Genomic DNA, 15,989 nt, shown 5'->3' with positions numbered 1-15,989 from the left:
ACCCGGTGATCAGAGATGCTGATCGCTGCGGTCCTTGAGACTCGACAAAGCCAGTGCGGCAATCACGCCGCCTGCCGCCAGATAAGCCGCCACCGCATACCCCGAACCGAAGCTGACCAGCAGGAACGACGCGATCAGCGGCGCCGGACCCCCGGCCACCAGCGAGGACATCTGGTAGCCGACCCCCGCACCGGTGTAGCGAACGTGCACCGGAAACTGCTCGGAGATCAGCGACGCCTGGGCGCCGTACTGAATGGCATGAGGCACCAGCGACAGGGTAATGGCGATGAAAATCCAGGTTTCGTTGCCCGAATTCAGCACCCAGAAGTACGGGAAGGCCATGAGGATCAGCACCGCACACCCGAAGTAGTACATGTTGCGGCGACCTACCCGGTCCGCGAGGTTGGAGAAAATCGGCAACAGGATCAGGTCGAGGATCGCTGCGGACAACGTCCCAAGCAGCACAAAGGTGCGCGACACGTGAGCTGTCTGCGTCGCGTAATCGAGGATGAACGCCGTGAAGATGTAGAACGGCATCTGCTCGGACATGCGCAGGAACGCCACTTTGATGATCTCGCGCCAGTGGTGTTTGACCACGAACTTGAGGGGGCTTTTCTCGATTTGCTGGTTCTGCTTCTTCGCCGCGAAGGACGGCGTCTCTTCAATGGAGAGACGCACGAGCAGGCCGACCACCACCAGAATCCCCGACAGCAGGAACGGAATGCGCCAGCCCCACTCAAGGAAATGCTCGCCGGTGAAATAGCTCGACCCCATCACCGCCGAGGTCGACAGGATCAGGCCGATGGACGTGCCCAGTTGCGGCCAGGCGCCCGCCGCACCGCGCTTCTTCTGATCGCCCCACTCCAGCGACATCAACGCCGCACCGCCCCACTCACCGCCCACGCCGAAACCCTGGACCAGACGCAGGATGATCAGAATCACCGGCGCCCACAGCCCGATGCTTTCGTAGGTGGGCAAAAACCCGATGAGAAAAGTCGCCAGCCCGGTCATCACCAGCGTGACGATCAACGTGGTCTTGCGCCCGACGCGATCGCCGTAGTGGCCGAAAACTGCCGCGCCGATGGGGCGAATCGCGAAGGCGATGGCAAAGGAGGCGAACGACAACATCAATGAGACGAGCCGATCATGAGTGGGAAAAAATAACAGAGGGAACACCAGCGCGGCCGTCGCACCGTAGATGTAATACTCGTACCACTCGATGGTGGTGCCGATCAGACTGCCCACCGAAGCCCGGCGGCGCTGTTTGAGCTGGTGCGCGGTGGGTTGCGCCGAATGCGCAACCGGCTCGGTGGTGGGTGCCGCATTGGGTGCAGAGGAGCTGCCCCCCAAGGTGCCGTCGAGTGTAGACATGAAGCTGCCTCCATTATTCTTATTGGGGTAGGCAAAGCGCGCGGAACGGCCTGTTCAGGCCGTCGGGCTTGCGCTCTGTCATGAGCAACGCATTGTGTCGTGTGGCTTTTGCATGTGAGCAGCTCACAGTATTTGTTATTTTTTCACATTGTCAAGCAATATGCGTTAAAATTTAACAAAACGAGTTATCACTTTTCACACTCAGGATTCTCGATGGACACTGATGAACAGACCCACCGCACGCTCTACCTGATCCGCCACGGCGAAACCGACTGGAACGCCAAACGCTTGTTGCAGGGGCGCCGCGATATCCCCTTGAACGCGTTGGGTAGAGGCCAGGCCGCAGTGTCCGGCACCTGTCTCAAGTGGCTGCTGCCAGACGCGTCACACACCGACTTCATCGCCAGCCCGCTGGGCCGCACGCGCGAGACCATGGAAATCATCCGTCAGCGAATGGGGCTGGACGCCGAGGATTACCAGACCGATGAACGGCTGGTGGAGATCAACTTTGGCGAGTGGGAAGGACTGGACTGGCAGCAGATCGCCGAGCGTCAGCCGGAGCGTTACGCCGCACGGCAGGCTGATCCGCTGAATTTTATTCCCACCGAGGGCGAGAGTTACCCCCACGTGTTCGAGCGCGTCGGCAGCCTGCTGGGTTCATTGCAGCGGGACACGGTTCTGGTTGCCCACGCCGGGGTGCTGCGCAGTTGCCTGGCGTTGCTCACCGAGGTGCGGGATTATGAGGTGCCGCTGCTGGAAATCCCGCAGGACCAGGTGCTGATGGTGCGCGATGGCCAATTTGCCTGGATGCGGGTCAGCACGGCTCTGGATGGAAGCCGCTGACCGTAGGGCGACGTCAACGGCGATCAGGCGAGGATCAGTTCGATGCCCGAGCGGCGAATGCCAGCGGCGGAATCGGTCGTCAGCCCGTCGTCGGAAATGATCGGATCAAAGCGGTCAAGACCGGCTACGCGGTACATGCCGAAGGTGCCGTATTTGGAGCTGGTGGCCATCAACACCACCTGGGAGGAACCCGCCATGGCGGCTTTCTTGACCTCGACTTTGGCCTCTGACGGTGTGGTGATGCCCCGTTGCAAGTCCCAAGAGCTGCTGGAAATGAAAGCGATGTCGGTGGCGAGATTGCGCAGGGTGTCGGCAGCGAGGGTGCCGATGCCGGTGATGTTGTCGTGGTCCAGCACGCCGCCGGTGTGAATCACTTTGACGTGCCGCGCTTCCGACAGGGCAATGACGATGCTGAAATCGTTGGTGACCACGGTGATGCCCTCCAGCGCGATGATGTGCGGCACAAGGCACAGCGTCGTCGTGCCCGCATCGAGGTAAACCACCATGCCCGGCTTGAGGTACTGCGCGGCGATCACGGCCATGCGCTGCTTCTGCTCGGATTCGAGAATCACCCGCTTATGGTGGCTCGGCTCGTTGGCCATCTGGCTCGCCAGACGCACGCCACCGGGCACGGAAAACACCAGTCCCTCCTGCTCCAGCAGCGCGATGTCCCGGCGCACGGTCATGTGCGAACAATTGAAGATTTCCGTGAGCTGCACGACGCTCAACGTCTGCTCGCGCCGAAGCCTGCGAATGATCATCTCGCGACGTTGCGCCGGTTGCATCGGCGGCGCATCAGGTGATGGCAGAAGGTCTTCGCTCATGGGGGCTCTTGGGGTCGGGTTGAGGGCGTAGATTAACGCACAACGTCAGGCGGGCGCTGTTGATTGCACCCGTTTCATTTACCACTCCAACCTGATGCGGCTTTGGAACACCCGCTCCTCCCCCGTCACCGGATCGACGAACCGCAATCCCTGCGCCAGCAATTTCAGCGGCCGGTCGTAATCATCCACGGCGTCCTTGATCACCTCGGGATAGAAAGGGTCATTGCAAATTCCTGCGCCCAGCGCCGCCATGTGCACCCGCAATTGGTGCTTCTTGCCGGTTACCGGGTACAAGCCATAACGCCACAGGTCGCCCTTGCGCTCACAGACTTCGATGCGGGTTTCGGTGTTGCTCTGCCCTTCCCCTTCCTGCATGCGAAAAAACGGCTCGCCATCCACCAGACGGCTCTTGTGCACCCGCGGAAATTCCAGCTCAGGCAAGGCGCGAGCGATGGCTTCGTAGCGTTTGTTGATCGTCCGGGTGGGAAACAGCGCTTGATACGTCGAGCGGCTGTCTTTATTCGCGGAGAACAGCACCAGGCCTGCGGTGTGACGGTCGATACGGTGCAGCGGCACCAGATTGGGATTGTCGAGCGTGCGAATCAAGCGCCGCAGCAACGTCTGTTCGACGTACTCCCCGGCAGGCGTGACCGGCAGGAAGTGCGGCTTGTCGGCGACCACCAGATGCTCGTCGGCGTACAGAATCGTCTCTTGCACGGGAATCGGCACTTCATTGGGCACTTCGCGAAAATAATGAATGCGCAGGCCTTCGCGGTACGGCAGGTCCAGTGCGATGGGCTGTCCTTCGCCGTCCAGGACTCGACCACGGGTAATACGGTCCAGCCATTGCTCCCGGCTGATGGCGCTGAAGCGTTCGCACAGACAATCGACCACCGTCAGCCACGGCCCCGGCGGAAGATAAAGGGTGCTGGCCTGGCGTTCGGCGGCGATGAAAGCGGGTTCGGACATGGGGGGCTCAGAATCTGTGATCGGACGGACTGACACGACAAGCCGGCATTATCGCCCAGCCCCATGGCGTTGCGCGAGCAGCGTCACTTCAACTGAAGCCGCTCCGCTTGTCGGCGGTGACGGTCGCAATAGCATGGCCGTGACGATTTGTCGCAGCCCGATTCAGTACCAGTTGTCAGACATCCATATGACAGCGGTAGAAGCGACAACTGATTTGTCCTAAAATGTTTCCAAATCGGCAAGCAGGCGCGACACCGATCGACATCAACCGGGCCTCCACAGACCCGCCCGATGACCGAATCCGAAAACGCCTGCCGGACCTGAACTCATAAAAAGAAAGCCCGTCCTCGACGGGCTTTTTTCGTTTTCAGCGTTTGTTCCGCGCATCGAGCGCGACCGCCGGACTCGCAACGTCGGCACTGAAGACCCAGGACACCGCGGTGTTCTCACTGCCCACGACAGATTTTGTATTTCAAACTTTGAGGTGACACCCATGCTGGTTCAACTGTTTCAATGGATCAAACGTCTTTCCACCGGCACATCGGCCGAAAGCGAAGAGCGCTACTCGCAATCCTTTCAGGACGAAGAAAGCGATGTCGGTCGCTGGACCTTCATGTCGGTGTTCATCGTCTTCACCCTGAGCCTGTACATCGTCGCGGGCCTTGGCTACTACGCCAAAGTGCACGTCTGGGATGGCATGAGCGAAGCGCAGAAAGAAGCCGTTGCGAAAGCGATGGTCGTGGACACGCAATATCTCTGATTGACCGACCTGGATTGAGCGCCCCGGACTGAGAGACCGCCCGGCCTCAGTCACGCAAAAACATCACCACCTGCCCGGTGTCGAACGGCCAGTCCAGTTCGGCACCGGTGTCAGTGCGCCGCAACACCGGAATGCGCAAACCGTACGCGTCATTCAGCGCGTCACTCTCCGCAATATCGACCAACTCGACCAACAAGCCGTGCTCTACCAGGGGCATCAGCTCGGCCTCGGCGACTTCGCATAAATGACACCCTAACGTCCCGAAAAGTTGGCACTCTGGCGGCATGTCGTGGCCCTCTGCATGGGGATTTCAACGGCTGAACGCCAGTTTAGGCCCGCCCTGAAATGCCGTCGAGCCGGAACCGACGTCGAGAGAAGTCGTTGGAACGGTCCAGCACCGGCTTCTCGAACCAGCGATACCCGACCCACCCGTAGCAGAGCACTGCGGCCAGCATCAGCAGGGTGAACAGCACGTTGTCCCACAGGCTGTCAGGCCGACTTCCCACGATCTGCCAAACGCGCCCGATCACCCCCAGCACCAGCAGATGCGACAAGTAAACGGTGTAGGACATGTCTCCGACTGCAACCAGAAACGGTGGCATGCGCAGGTGACGGCGGCGCTCCAGCAAGGCGAACCCGAGGATCAGCGTGCCAAACACCCCGCCCACCGCGAACATGCGCAGCAGGCCGTCATCGTCAAACAGCCGGTAGTAACCGATGAGCCCGATGCCCGGCAGCAACGCGGCGATCAGCGCGATGACAACGGCACGCGTTGGAATGCGTGCGCTGTGCGGGCCGTAAAACAGCAATGCCAGCGCCACACCGACCATGAATTCCAGCGAGTACGGATGAAGGATGATCCTCAGCGCCGCGTTGTAGTCCCGCCAGTCCTGGACGCCATTGAACACGATCAGGACGAGCGCCCAGACCGCCAGAAACCCGGGCAGCCAGCGCTCACGAAACAGCATCAATCCGGTGAAGACCAGGTAGAACCACAGCTCGAACAGCAGCGACCAGGCGACCATCACCAGCAACACTTTGTCGTTGGGCAGCAGCAGGAAGGACATCAGCAGGTTGGACGAACCGTGGGTGCTGTTCACCATGTTCGGCTGCACCAGCACCACCGCCAGGGTGAGGAAGAAATAGAGCCAGTACGTGGGATAAATGCGCGACACGCGATTGAACAGAAAGCGCTTGGATTCGGCGGCTTTCTGAAATCGGCCCCGGCTGACGATCACCATCACGAAACCGCTGATGATGAAGAACAGGTCCACGCCCAGTTGAAAGAAATCCAGCAACGGCGGCAGCAGAATGTCGCCGCCCGAATATTTGTGCTCCACGGCGGTCATGTGGAACAGCACCACACCCAACACCGCCACGCCCCTCAACCCCTGAAGGGAATAGATACGTTCCATCGACTGCTCCTACTGCGGACGCGGTCCTCAAGGATCGCGACAAATCCGGCATGTCGGGGGCAGGCGCTTTTGGCCATGCCTGCCCCATTGGGGAACAAGCATAGCCAACGGTGGGTATCACGCTTCAGTCGTGACTGACAGCCCCGATCTTGTGGATGGACAGGTCGGCGCCGTAGTACTCCTGTTCCTGACTGAGCCGCAGCCCCAGGCACAGTTTGATCACGCCATAGACCAGGAAGCCCCCCACCAGGGCAATCGCCACACCCAGCGCGCTGCCGATCAACTGGCTGATCAGGCTGACGCCACCGATACCGCCCCAGCTCGTCTGACCGAAAATGCCACAGGCGATCCCGCCCCATACGCCGCACAGACCGTGCAACGGCCACACGCCCAGCACGTCGTCGATCTTCCACTTCACTTGCGCGGCGGTGAAGCACCAGACGAACAAGGCACCGGCGATGATGCCGGTGACCAGCGCGCCTACCGGGTGCATCAGGTCGGAACCCGCGCACACGGCGACCAACCCGGCCAGCGGGCCGTTGTGCAGAAAGCCGGGGTCGTTGCGGCCGACGATCAACGCCGCCACTGTACCGCCGACCATCGCCATCAGCGAATTGACAGCCACCAGACCGCTCACGCCGTCCAGCGTCTGGGCGCTCATGACGTTGAAGCCGAACCAGCCGACGATGAGAATCCACGATCCCAGCGCCAGGAACGGGATGCTCGACGGCGGATAGGCCACCAGCCTGCCCTCGCGATACCTGCCGTGGCGCGCGCCGAGCAGGGTCACGGCTGCCAGCGCCAGCCAGCCTCCCATCGCGTGCACCACCACTGAGCCGGCGAAATCATGAAAGCTCGCCCCAAAGGACTTCAACAGCCAGGCCTGCAGGCCAAAGTTGCCGTTCCACACCATGCCTTCGAAGAACGGGTAAACAAACGCAACGATCAACACCGTCGCGCACAATTGCGGGGCGAATCGCGCACGTTCGGCAATGCCGCCGGAAATGATCGCCGGGATGGCCGCCGCGAAAGTCAGCAGGAAAAAGAATTTCACCAGGCCGTAGCCATGGTCGGTCGCTAGCACATTCGCCGGTTGCAGGAAGCTGACGCCGTAGGAAATCCAGTACCCCACGAAGAAATACGCCAGGGTCGAGACCGCAAAATCGCTGAGAATCTTGGACAGCGCGTTGACCTGGTTTTTTTGCCGGACGGTCCCGACTTCCAGAAAGGCAAAACCGGCGTGCATGGCGAGAACCATGACCGCGCCGATCAGAATGAACAGGGTATTAGAGCTGTGGATCAGGGTGTCCACCGCACTTTGCACATTTTCCATCGAGAGGCAGGCCTGCAAGTGATGAAAAGCACCAAAGCGGTACAACGTTTCCATCGCACTCGGCAAACGGCACCAATCTGGCGCACGAACGCCGCTGCGCGAACCGGTTTGGCGCACGCTTATCGACAGGAAAATTGAACGCTTAAGGGTTTTTCTCGGTTTTATGGTTTTGGATCAACGTGTCGGCGCATTCACCGACTTCCGCGCTCCGCGATGGAGCGCGCTGCCTCCCTGGCGCACCAACACAAAGCAAAACCTGTACCAGCCAAAGAGATCACAATGCAGGGCAATTGGAATGAACCTTCGCGAATAGGCCATACTCGAAAGCCAATATTGCCACCCCTACGGAGAACACCCATGGCTCGCCCGACCGCAGAGAAAGCCCAGGACATTTTGATGGCAGATTTCCAGACATTGGTGGCCGACACCGAAAAGCTGCTAGCGCACACCGCGTCGTTGGCCGGTGAGCAAGCTGACGTCCTGCGTGATCAGATCAACGACAGCCTGGTACGTGCCCGCGAAACCTTGGCCCTGGCGGAAGAAGCCTTGCGCAACCGCAGCCAGGAAGCCGTTGTCGCCACCGAAGAATACGTGCAAGCCAATCCATGGCAATCCGTGGGCATTGCCGCTGGCGTCGGCTTCTTGCTGGGTCTGCTGGCTACAAGGCGCTGACTGATATGACCCTAGGAACAGGTCCATCCGAGACCGATAACACGTCTTCGCCTCGTCGACTGGGAGCGGCCTTTCTCGGCTTGCTTCACAGCCATGTCGAGCTGTTCGGCATTGAATTGCAGGAGCAGAAAGCGCGCACCGTGAGCCTTCTGCTGTTCGCGGGTCTGGCGCTGGTGTTCGCGCTGTTGTTGCTCATCGGGCTCTCGGCGTTGCTGCTGATTCTGGTGTGGGACAGCTATCGACTCACCGGCATCATCGGGCTGTGCGTCTTCTATACGTTGGCTGCGCTGTTCTGTGCGATGCGTCTGCGGTCCGCGATCTTCGATGAATCCTCGCCCTTCCACTCGACCCTGGAAGAACTGGCCAATGACCGCGAGCGACTGATGCCATGAGCAATCCCGATTCGCCCCAGACTCATAACCGTCGGGAACTGCGCAAAGCCCTGATCCGCCTGCGCATGGAAATGCATCGCCAGGAAATCCGCCACGAATCCGCACAGTTGCTACGCCCCCTCCACCGCATGCGCGGCATGGCCCACGACCTGCCCGGCTCCCTTGGTATCAAACACGCGCCGCTATGGGGTGTCGGCATCGTTTCGCTGCTGGGCTTCCTGACCGGCAAAGGCGCCCGCAGCAAACGCACCGGCAGCGTCACGCGGTTGATCAAACTCAGCGCCAGTGTGATGCCAATCATTCGTCTCATCCTCCAAACCTCGGGGCGTCGCCCCTGAGCTGACCATTTGGCTGCATTCTTGCAACAAATCCTGTCTGCGCTTTTGCCTCGTGTTTTTTCACGGGGCAAAGGCGCGCCTACGCCTGACCATAAAGCCAATAATCATTGAGGACGCCATGTGATCGATGGGCAACCGCTAGCGTGTTTTCAGCCGTTCATCGATACCGCCACCGGCCGTATTGCAGGAATCGAAGCACTGGGACGTCTGCGTCAATCTGACGGGCGCCTGCAGTCCGTAGGCCCGTTGTTCGCCGACCCGAGAAGGCCTGCGGCCGAGCTCCGCCGCCTGGACCGATTGATACGCGACAACGCGCTGGGGCGGTTGCATGAAGTCCCGAATGACTGGTTTCTGAGCATCAACATTTCCCCACGCTGGATCAGCCGACTGCGCCCCGGCCAGCCGCTGCCGAGCCTCAAACAATTGCAGCAACACGGTATCCCGGCACAACGCATCGTTTTTGAGATCACCGAGTTGGGCGGCGACGGCCAGCGCTTGAGCGAGGTGGTGGCGCGCTACAGGGAAGCAGGCGCGCGCATCGCCATTGATGACTTTGGCGCGGGCTATTCGCAGTTGGACCGGGTGCTGGCCTTGCAACCTGACATCCTCAAACTCGACATGCGTCTGTTTCAGGCGGCGGCCCGTGGCGGCCCCAGCAGCGACGTGGTCAAGGCCCTGGCGCAGATGGCGGAGAAGACGGGTTGCTGGATCATCGCCGAAGGCGTGGAAACCGAAGCCGAACTGCATTTCGCGCTGGAATGCGGCTCCCGTTACGTTCAAGGCTTCCTGTTCGCCCAGGCCGAAGAAAACTTTTTCGCCGCCGACGCCTTCGTCGAGCGCTTCGCCGAATTGCGCGACCGCTACGTCATGCAAAAGGTGGTGGACCGCGAACGCTGGATGAATCTGCGCAAACAGCTCAGCCAGCTCATGCAGCGCTTGCAGGCCTGGGCCGAGGGCGACGAGCCGCTGGGCCATCTGCCGGACGTGCAGGAATACCCTTGGCTGCTGCGGTTTTACCAATGCGACCGACACGGCACGCAACTCACCCCCAACCTCGAATGGCGCCAAGGCGCATGGATCGCCGACACCCGCTACATGGGGCACAACTGGTCGTGGCGGCCATACTTCTATCACCTGCTCGCCGAGGGCTGGCATGAGCGCCGTCTGACCCTCTCCAACACCTACCGCGACGCCACGAGCAATCAGTATTGCCTGACCGCCGGGCAGTTCTTCAATAACGGCCAGCGCTTACTGCTGATTGACGTCGACGCCGCCGGCTTTTGATTCATCGGCTCCATGATGTTCTGCTTGCAGCCCGACAGACGAACCGGGAAGCTAGCCCGGTAATCACTCGATGGAGTACCGGCCTTGGATTGGCAGACCCTGCTCACCCGCGAGCGCCTCGGCAAGACCCTGCACAGCCCTGAAGAACTGGGGCGAAGCCCGTTCCACAAGGACCATGACCGCATCATTTTTTCCGGGGCGTTCCGGCGACTGGGACGCAAGACCCAAGTCCATCCGGTGACCAGCAACGACCATATCCACACGCGCCTGACCCATTCGCTGGAGGTCAGCTGCGTGGGCCGCTCGCTGGGCATGCGCGTCGGTGAAACCCTGCGCGGCGCCCTGCCCGACTGGTGCGAGCCAAGCGACTTGGGCATGGTCGTGCAATCCGCTTGTCTGGCCCACGACATCGGCAACCCGCCGTTCGGCCACTCCGGCGAAGACGCCATCCGCAACTGGTTCAAACAGGCAGCGGGCCGCGGCTGGCTTGACGCGATGACCGACGTCGAGCGCAATGACTTCCTCAATTTCGAGGGCAACGCTCAGGGCTTTCGCGTGTTGACGCAACTGGAATACCACCAGTTCGAAGGCGGCACGCGGCTGACCTACGCCACCCTCGGCACGTACCTCAAATACCCGTGGACCGCCCGCCACGCCGACTCGCTGGGCTACAAAAAACACAAATTCGGGTGTTACCAGAGCGAACTGCCGATCCTCGAACAGATCGCCCATAAGCTCGGACTGCCGCAACTGGAAGAACAACGCTGGGCGCGGCACCCGCTGGTCTACCTGATGGAAGCGGCCGACGACATCTGCTACGCGCTCATCGACCTTGAAGACGGCCTTGAGATGGAGCTGCTGAGCTACCCGGAAGTCGAGTCCCTGCTGCTGGGGCTGGTGGGTGATGACCTGCCGGAGACGTACCGCCAACTGGGGCCCAACGACTCGCGCCGACGCAAACTGGCGATCCTGCGCGGCAAGGCGATCGAACACCTGACCAACGCCGCAGCCCGTGCCTTCGTCGAACAGCAGGACGCCCTGCTCGCAGGCACCTTGCAAGGCGATCTGGTCGAGCACATGCACGGCCCTGCCAAACGTTGCGTACTCAGCGCCAAGGACATGGCCCGCAAGAAGATCTTTCAGGACAAACGCAAAACCCTCCACGAAATCGGCGCCTACACCACGCTGGAAATCCTGCTGAACGCTTTTTGCGGCGCCGCGCTGGAACAGTTCGGTGGCCACACGCCGTCATTCAAGAGCCGCCGCATCCTCGACCTGCTGGGCAACAACGCGCCTGATCCCGACTGGTCGCTACACACCTCGTTCCTCAGGGTCATCGACTTTATCGCGGGCATGACCGACAGCTACGCCAGCGAGATGGCGAGGGAAATGACCGGACGCTCGAACCCGATCCACTGATCCCACGAACCGGACGCTGCGTTCACAGCCCGAAATCCTATTGGAGATCGGGCTTTTCTTTGCGTGCTCAACAGAAAAGAAAACAGAATCTTCGGAAGCGTCCTACACGCGAACAGGAAACACCCTATCGCAGCCCTCAGACCGCTACCGAATAATCCGGCAGCCCTCAAACGCTGGCGGCGCCGCTTCTTCGCCCGCCAAAGCGCCTCAATCCTGTGTGTTCCCATCTATTGCGCCAGGGCTGCGCATCGGTGCGAACCCCCTCGCTCTGCCAGGTACCCACGATGTCCAGACACACCCTTCGCATTTTGCTGGTAGAGGATCATCCGTTTCAGCTCATCGCGCTGCAGATCCTGCTCAACAACCACGGCTTCTACCGCGTGACCCCCGCCCTGACCGCCAGCGAAGCGCTGGCGGCAATGGAGCGCAGCGACATCCCTTATGACCTCCTGCTCTGCGATCAACGCCTGCCGGACATGAGCGGCATCGAATTGATCGAACGGGCAAGCCGACGGTGCCTGGTAAGAGAGGCCGTCTTGCTGAGTGGTCTGGAACCGTCACAGTTGCGGGATATCGAAACTCAGGCCATCAGAAACGGCATTCCATTACTCGGTTGCCTGATCAAACCGTTGAACACGCTGGAACTGTTCCGACTTATTTCTTCCATTCCCGGTGACTGCTGACGCTATCGCGGCATCTTATTGGCACTTGCATCGCTGGCAAGTTAATAACATCACGCTGCCCAGTCGTTAATGAATACCCCATTTTGAGGGTACGCGTTGCTGCATCACCTTTTTGAGTGGTTTAAATATGTAGTCAGTGCCTGACTTCAATGTAGGATCATTCCGATTTTCAATAAACGCCATACGCCTGATAACTTTTTTTCGACGACTATAACGCTCGTTTTTTTAAACTTTTTCGTGCCGCTTGAGTAGTGACGTACGGCAATACGCCATTTTTTGTAGGACATTTCCTATATACAGCCATGAGCCCTTTCAGCTCATGCGCACCCTCTAGCTTCTGAGATAAGGTGCGCGCTTTCTTCGTTGCTCGTTATGGATTGAATTATGAAAACAGTTTTTATCATCGATGATCATCCTGTGATTCGTCTCGCCATCCGGATGCTGCTTGAGAATGAGAATTACGAGATCGTCGGCGAGACCGACAACGGGGTGGACGCCATGCAGATGGTCCGCGAATGCATGCCGGACCTGATCATTCTGGACATCAGCATTCCCAAACTCGACGGTCTTGAGGTTCTGACACGCTTCAACGCCATGAACATGCCAGCAAAGATTCTGGTGTTGACGGGACAAGCACCCAGTTTGTTCGCCATCCGTTGCATGCAAAACGGCGCCGCTGGCTATGTATGCAAGCAAGAAGACCTCAGCGAACTTGTCAGCTCGGTGAAAGCGGTACTTTCTGGCTACAATTATTTCCCAAGTCAGGCGCTGGGAAGGTTGCAGACAGACGGAATTCCCGAAGAACTGGAGCGCTTCAAAATAGTCAATGACCGAGAACTGATGGTCCTTCAGCTATTTGCCCAGGGGCGGACAAACAAGGAAATCGCCAAAGGCATGTTTCTCAGCAACAAGACGGTGAGCACTTATAAAACCCGTCTGATGCAAAAATTGAAAGTCAAGACGCTCGTAGAACTTATCGAGATGGCAAAACGCAATTCGCTAGTGTGAGAGATAGGATGTCTAAGGGGCTAAAGGACTATTGGATAGCATGCGTGTTGGCGTGCCTGAGCATGGGTATTCATGCCGGATCGGCTGCGGCCGAACGCTATACCCTGCTCAGCCGTGCCAACCCGGCGCACATGGATGTGACGCTGGACCGGACGCAGTGGCAGTGGGTGCGCAACAAGCGCGAGCTGGTTCTGGGCACTTCCGCTCCGGACTACCCCCCTTTCGACATGACCCTCACCGGCCGTGATTACGAAGGCTTCACCGCCGACTACACGGGTATTCTGGGGCGGGCACTGGACCTGCCCATCAGGGTCCTGCGCTATGACTCAAGGAACGCGGCCATCGACGCACTGCTGAGCGGGGAAATCGACCTGCTGGGCAGCGCCAACGGTTACGAGGCCGCTGCGTCCGAACTCAAGCTTTCGTCTCCGTACGCCGTTGACCAGCCGGTACTGGTGACGCGTACGGGCGAGAACCGGAGTCTGACCGATGGTCTCAATGGCCTGCGCCTGAGCATGGTCTATCACTACCTGCCTCCGGACGAAATCAGCGCGCTTTACCCCAAGGCGAGCTTGCAGACATTCCCGTCATTCCAGAGCGCGATCAATGCGGTCGCGTTCAATCAGGCCGACGTCTTTCTGGGCGACGCCATTTCAACCCACTACGTCATCAACAAGGGTTACCTCAACAACGTTCAGATGGCCAACTTTGGCAAGCACGAGCCCAACGGGTTCAGCTTTGCCGTCAAAGGCGACAACACAGCGCTTCTGGAGATCGTCAATTTGGTCCTCAAAGGCATTCCCATCGAGGAACGCATCGCCATTTCCAAACGCTGGGGTGCAGGCGCCGACCTGCTGCTCACTGACCAGAAACTGCAACTGACCCAACGCGAGGAACGCTGGATCGCCCAGCATCCAACGGTTCGGGTGGTGATCAACGACGCTTACGCACCGCTGACTTTCTTCGACGTCAACGGTAACTTTCGCGGCGTGACGGCGGACCTGCTGGACCTCGTCAAGCTGCGCACCGGGCTGCGTTTCGAGGTCAGTCACGCGCCGAGCATGCGCGACATGATGAACCGGCTGACCCAAGGGCAGGCCGACCTTATCGGCGCCATGGTGCCCAGCGACGAACGCGAAAACCGCTTCAACTTCAGTCGCCCCTACATGGACAACGCCTTTGTGCTGGTGACCCGCAAGGAAACGTCCAGCCCTTCCAATCTCGATCAACTGGAAGACAAACGCATTGCCCTCACCCTCGGCAGCCCGGTGATGGAATACCTCCAGCAAGCGTACCCGCGCATTTATCCCGTGGAAGTCGACAATCCCGCCCAGGCGCTCGACATGCTGGCCCATGGTCGCGTGGAAGGGGCTGTCACGTCGTTGTTCAGCGCCAATTATTTCATCTCATCGCGGGGGCTGAGCGATGCCTTGCAAATGCGGGTGACGGTGGGCCGTGACCCGGCGCGCATCGCCATGGCAACGTCGCGCAACGCCCCGGAACTGAGCGGCATCATCGACAAGGCGCTGTCGAGCATTGCGCCGGAAGACCTGGCGGTGATCAACAACCGCTGGCGCACATACGTCCCTTCAGGAGGTGGCGCCTGGCAGGACTATCAACTGCTGATTTACCAGATCGTCATCGGTGCGGGCCTGTTGCTGCTCGGCTTGCTGGCCTGGAACGCCTGGATGCGTCGTCAGATAAAGCAGCGCGTACGTGCCGAACGTGCGCTAGGTGACCAGTTCGAATTCATGAGCGCGCTGGTTAACGGCACGCCCCACCCCATCTATGTGCGCGACAGTGCCGGGTTGCTGCAACTGTGCAACGACAGCTACCTGACCGCCTTTTCGGCTAACCGCGAAGACGTGATCGGCAAGAGCATCCTTGACGGGGTGCTGAGCGATGCCCAGGAAGCCCGGCAGTACGTTGCCGACTATCAACAGGTCATGCAGAACGACACGCCGCTGATCCTCGACCGTTCTCTGCACATCGGTGATCGCTCATTAACCATCTACCACTGGATTCTTCCGTTCCGGGATTCCCTCGGCAAGGTACAAGGGATTATCGGCGGCTGGATCGACATCAGCGAACGCCGCCAGTTGATCGAGGAACTGCAGACCGCCAAACAACAGGCCGACGACGCGAACCGCGCCAAGAGTACTTTTTTGGCGACCATGAGCCATGAAATCCGGACACCGATGAACGCTGTCATTGGCATGCTCGAACTGGCCCTCAAACGCGCGGACCAGGGTCAGCTCGACCGTCCTGCCATTGAAGTGGCGTACAGCTCCGCCAAGGACCTGCTGGAGCTGATCGGCGACATTCTCGACATTGCACATTTCCCCATTTACGACGGTCGTCAAAACGACCTAATTACCCGCTAATTCGGAGCATTAGCGTTTCAAGACCCCTTTCAAAAAATTGACGATCGTCAAATTCATCGCGAAGCTTACAGCTAAATTATTTCCGTAAAAAAACTGTCCTACCGCGACAAAAAATTAAATCCCAGATGACTGTTATAAATACAAAACAGCGAACCCTTATTCATCAGCAACTTAAAAACCGTTCAGCAATACAAAATAACAGCTTACAAATAAAGAAATTAATAATAATATCAAAACTATTGAAAACGAACACACCAGTGCAACTAACTTGCCAAAAACAAGGTAATCGGAAAT

At 59.2% G+C, this 15,989-nt stretch carries 15 protein-coding genes and 1 pseudogene; 10 read left to right on the top strand and 6 right to left on the bottom strand.

The features are described 5' to 3' along the window. Positions 1-9: 9 nt before the first annotated feature. Positions 10-1,371: an MFS transporter gene (locus ACIQAL_RS03890; protein WP_401142633.1), complete on the bottom strand. Its 1,362-nt coding sequence runs from the start codon at positions 1,369-1,371 to the stop codon at positions 10-12. 213 nt (positions 1,372-1,584) lie between these two features. On the opposite strand from ACIQAL_RS03890, the gene ACIQAL_RS03885 reads away from it, so the two are divergent. Then, a complete protein-coding gene (locus tag ACIQAL_RS03885; RefSeq protein ID WP_401142631.1) occupies positions 1,585-2,214 on the top strand; it encodes a histidine phosphatase family protein in 630 nt (209 codons plus the stop codon). Positions 2,215-2,237: 23 nt separating this feature from the next. Here the strand turns inward: ACIQAL_RS03885 and ACIQAL_RS03880 are convergent, their stop codons facing one another. After that, complete coding sequence (locus ACIQAL_RS03880; protein WP_341964084.1) at positions 2,238-3,038, bottom strand: DeoR/GlpR family DNA-binding transcription regulator; 801 nt, start codon at positions 3,036-3,038, stop codon at positions 2,238-2,240. Between the two features lie 78 nt (positions 3,039-3,116). Continuing rightward, a complete protein-coding gene (locus tag ACIQAL_RS03875) occupies positions 3,117-4,007 on the bottom strand; it encodes a pseudouridine synthase (protein WP_401142628.1) in 891 nt (296 codons plus the stop codon). Positions 4,008-4,500: 493 nt separating this feature from the next. Between ACIQAL_RS03875 and ACIQAL_RS03870 the strand changes: the two genes are divergently transcribed. Then, positions 4,501-4,767 (top strand): hypothetical protein, encoded by a 267-nt coding sequence (locus ACIQAL_RS03870; RefSeq protein ID WP_401142626.1) that lies wholly within the window; start codon positions 4,501-4,503, stop codon positions 4,765-4,767. A gap of 46 nt (positions 4,768-4,813) precedes the next feature. Here ACIQAL_RS03870 and ACIQAL_RS03865 read toward each other — a convergent pair whose 3' ends face one another. From ACIQAL_RS03865 to ACIQAL_RS03855, 3 genes are all read right to left on the bottom strand, one after another. Then, entirely contained in the window at positions 4,814-5,053 is a 240-nt protein-coding gene (locus ACIQAL_RS03865; protein WP_401142624.1) for a glutaredoxin family protein, read from the bottom strand. Between the two features lie 43 nt (positions 5,054-5,096). Beyond that, positions 5,097-6,182: an acyltransferase family protein gene (locus tag ACIQAL_RS03860; RefSeq protein WP_401142622.1), complete on the bottom strand. Its 1,086-nt coding sequence runs from the start codon at positions 6,180-6,182 to the stop codon at positions 5,097-5,099. 124 nt (positions 6,183-6,306) lie between these two features. Continuing rightward, complete coding sequence (locus ACIQAL_RS03855; RefSeq protein ID WP_401142619.1) at positions 6,307-7,515, bottom strand: ammonium transporter; 1,209 nt, start codon at positions 7,513-7,515, stop codon at positions 6,307-6,309. A 357-nt stretch (positions 7,516-7,872) separates the two neighbouring features. Between ACIQAL_RS03855 and ACIQAL_RS03850 the strand changes: the two genes are divergently transcribed. The 8 genes and pseudogenes from ACIQAL_RS03850 to ACIQAL_RS03815 form a co-directional block, all read left to right on the top strand. Then, positions 7,873-8,187, top strand: a complete 315-nt coding sequence (locus tag ACIQAL_RS03850; RefSeq protein ID WP_166595296.1) for a YqjD family protein — start codon at positions 7,873-7,875, stop codon at positions 8,185-8,187. A 5-nt stretch (positions 8,188-8,192) separates the two neighbouring features. After that, positions 8,193-8,579 carry a phage holin family protein gene (locus tag ACIQAL_RS03845; RefSeq protein WP_401142616.1) on the top strand — a complete coding sequence of 129 codons (387 nt, stop codon included), beginning with the start codon at positions 8,193-8,195 and terminating at the stop codon, positions 8,577-8,579. Continuing rightward, the gene (locus ACIQAL_RS03840) at positions 8,576-8,917 is read left to right on the top strand and encodes a hypothetical protein (protein WP_401142614.1); all 342 of its coding nucleotides are present in this window, start codon (positions 8,576-8,578) and stop codon (positions 8,915-8,917) included. The genes ACIQAL_RS03845 and ACIQAL_RS03840 overlap by 4 nt, the downstream gene beginning before the upstream one ends. Before the next feature lie 120 nt (positions 8,918-9,037). Then, positions 9,038-10,201: an EAL domain-containing protein gene (locus ACIQAL_RS03835; protein ID WP_401142611.1), complete on the top strand. Its 1,164-nt coding sequence runs from the start codon at positions 9,038-9,040 to the stop codon at positions 10,199-10,201. An 84-nt stretch (positions 10,202-10,285) separates the two neighbouring features. Further along, a complete protein-coding gene (locus ACIQAL_RS03830; protein ID WP_166595292.1) occupies positions 10,286-11,620 on the top strand; it encodes a deoxyguanosinetriphosphate triphosphohydrolase in 1,335 nt (444 codons plus the stop codon). A 284-nt stretch (positions 11,621-11,904) separates the two neighbouring features. Continuing rightward, the gene (locus ACIQAL_RS03825) at positions 11,905-12,303 is read left to right on the top strand and encodes a response regulator (RefSeq protein ID WP_401142608.1); all 399 of its coding nucleotides are present in this window, start codon (positions 11,905-11,907) and stop codon (positions 12,301-12,303) included. A gap of 384 nt (positions 12,304-12,687) precedes the next feature. Next, positions 12,688-13,311 (top strand): response regulator, encoded by a 624-nt coding sequence (locus tag ACIQAL_RS03820; RefSeq protein ID WP_401142606.1) that lies wholly within the window; start codon positions 12,688-12,690, stop codon positions 13,309-13,311. Between the two features lie 62 nt (positions 13,312-13,373). Then, positions 13,374-15,647, top strand: a pseudogene (locus ACIQAL_RS03815) (transporter substrate-binding domain-containing protein); the annotation flags it as partial. Positions 15,648-15,989 lie beyond the last annotated feature (342 nt).

It is taken from the genome of Pseudomonas sp. NPDC088368 (assembly GCF_044753445.1).
GTDB classification, from domain to species: domain Bacteria; phylum Pseudomonadota; class Gammaproteobacteria; order Pseudomonadales; family Pseudomonadaceae; genus Aquipseudomonas; species Aquipseudomonas bambusae.
Note: the sequence above shows the minus strand (reverse complement) of the source record. Positions and strands in the feature narration are given on the sequence as shown.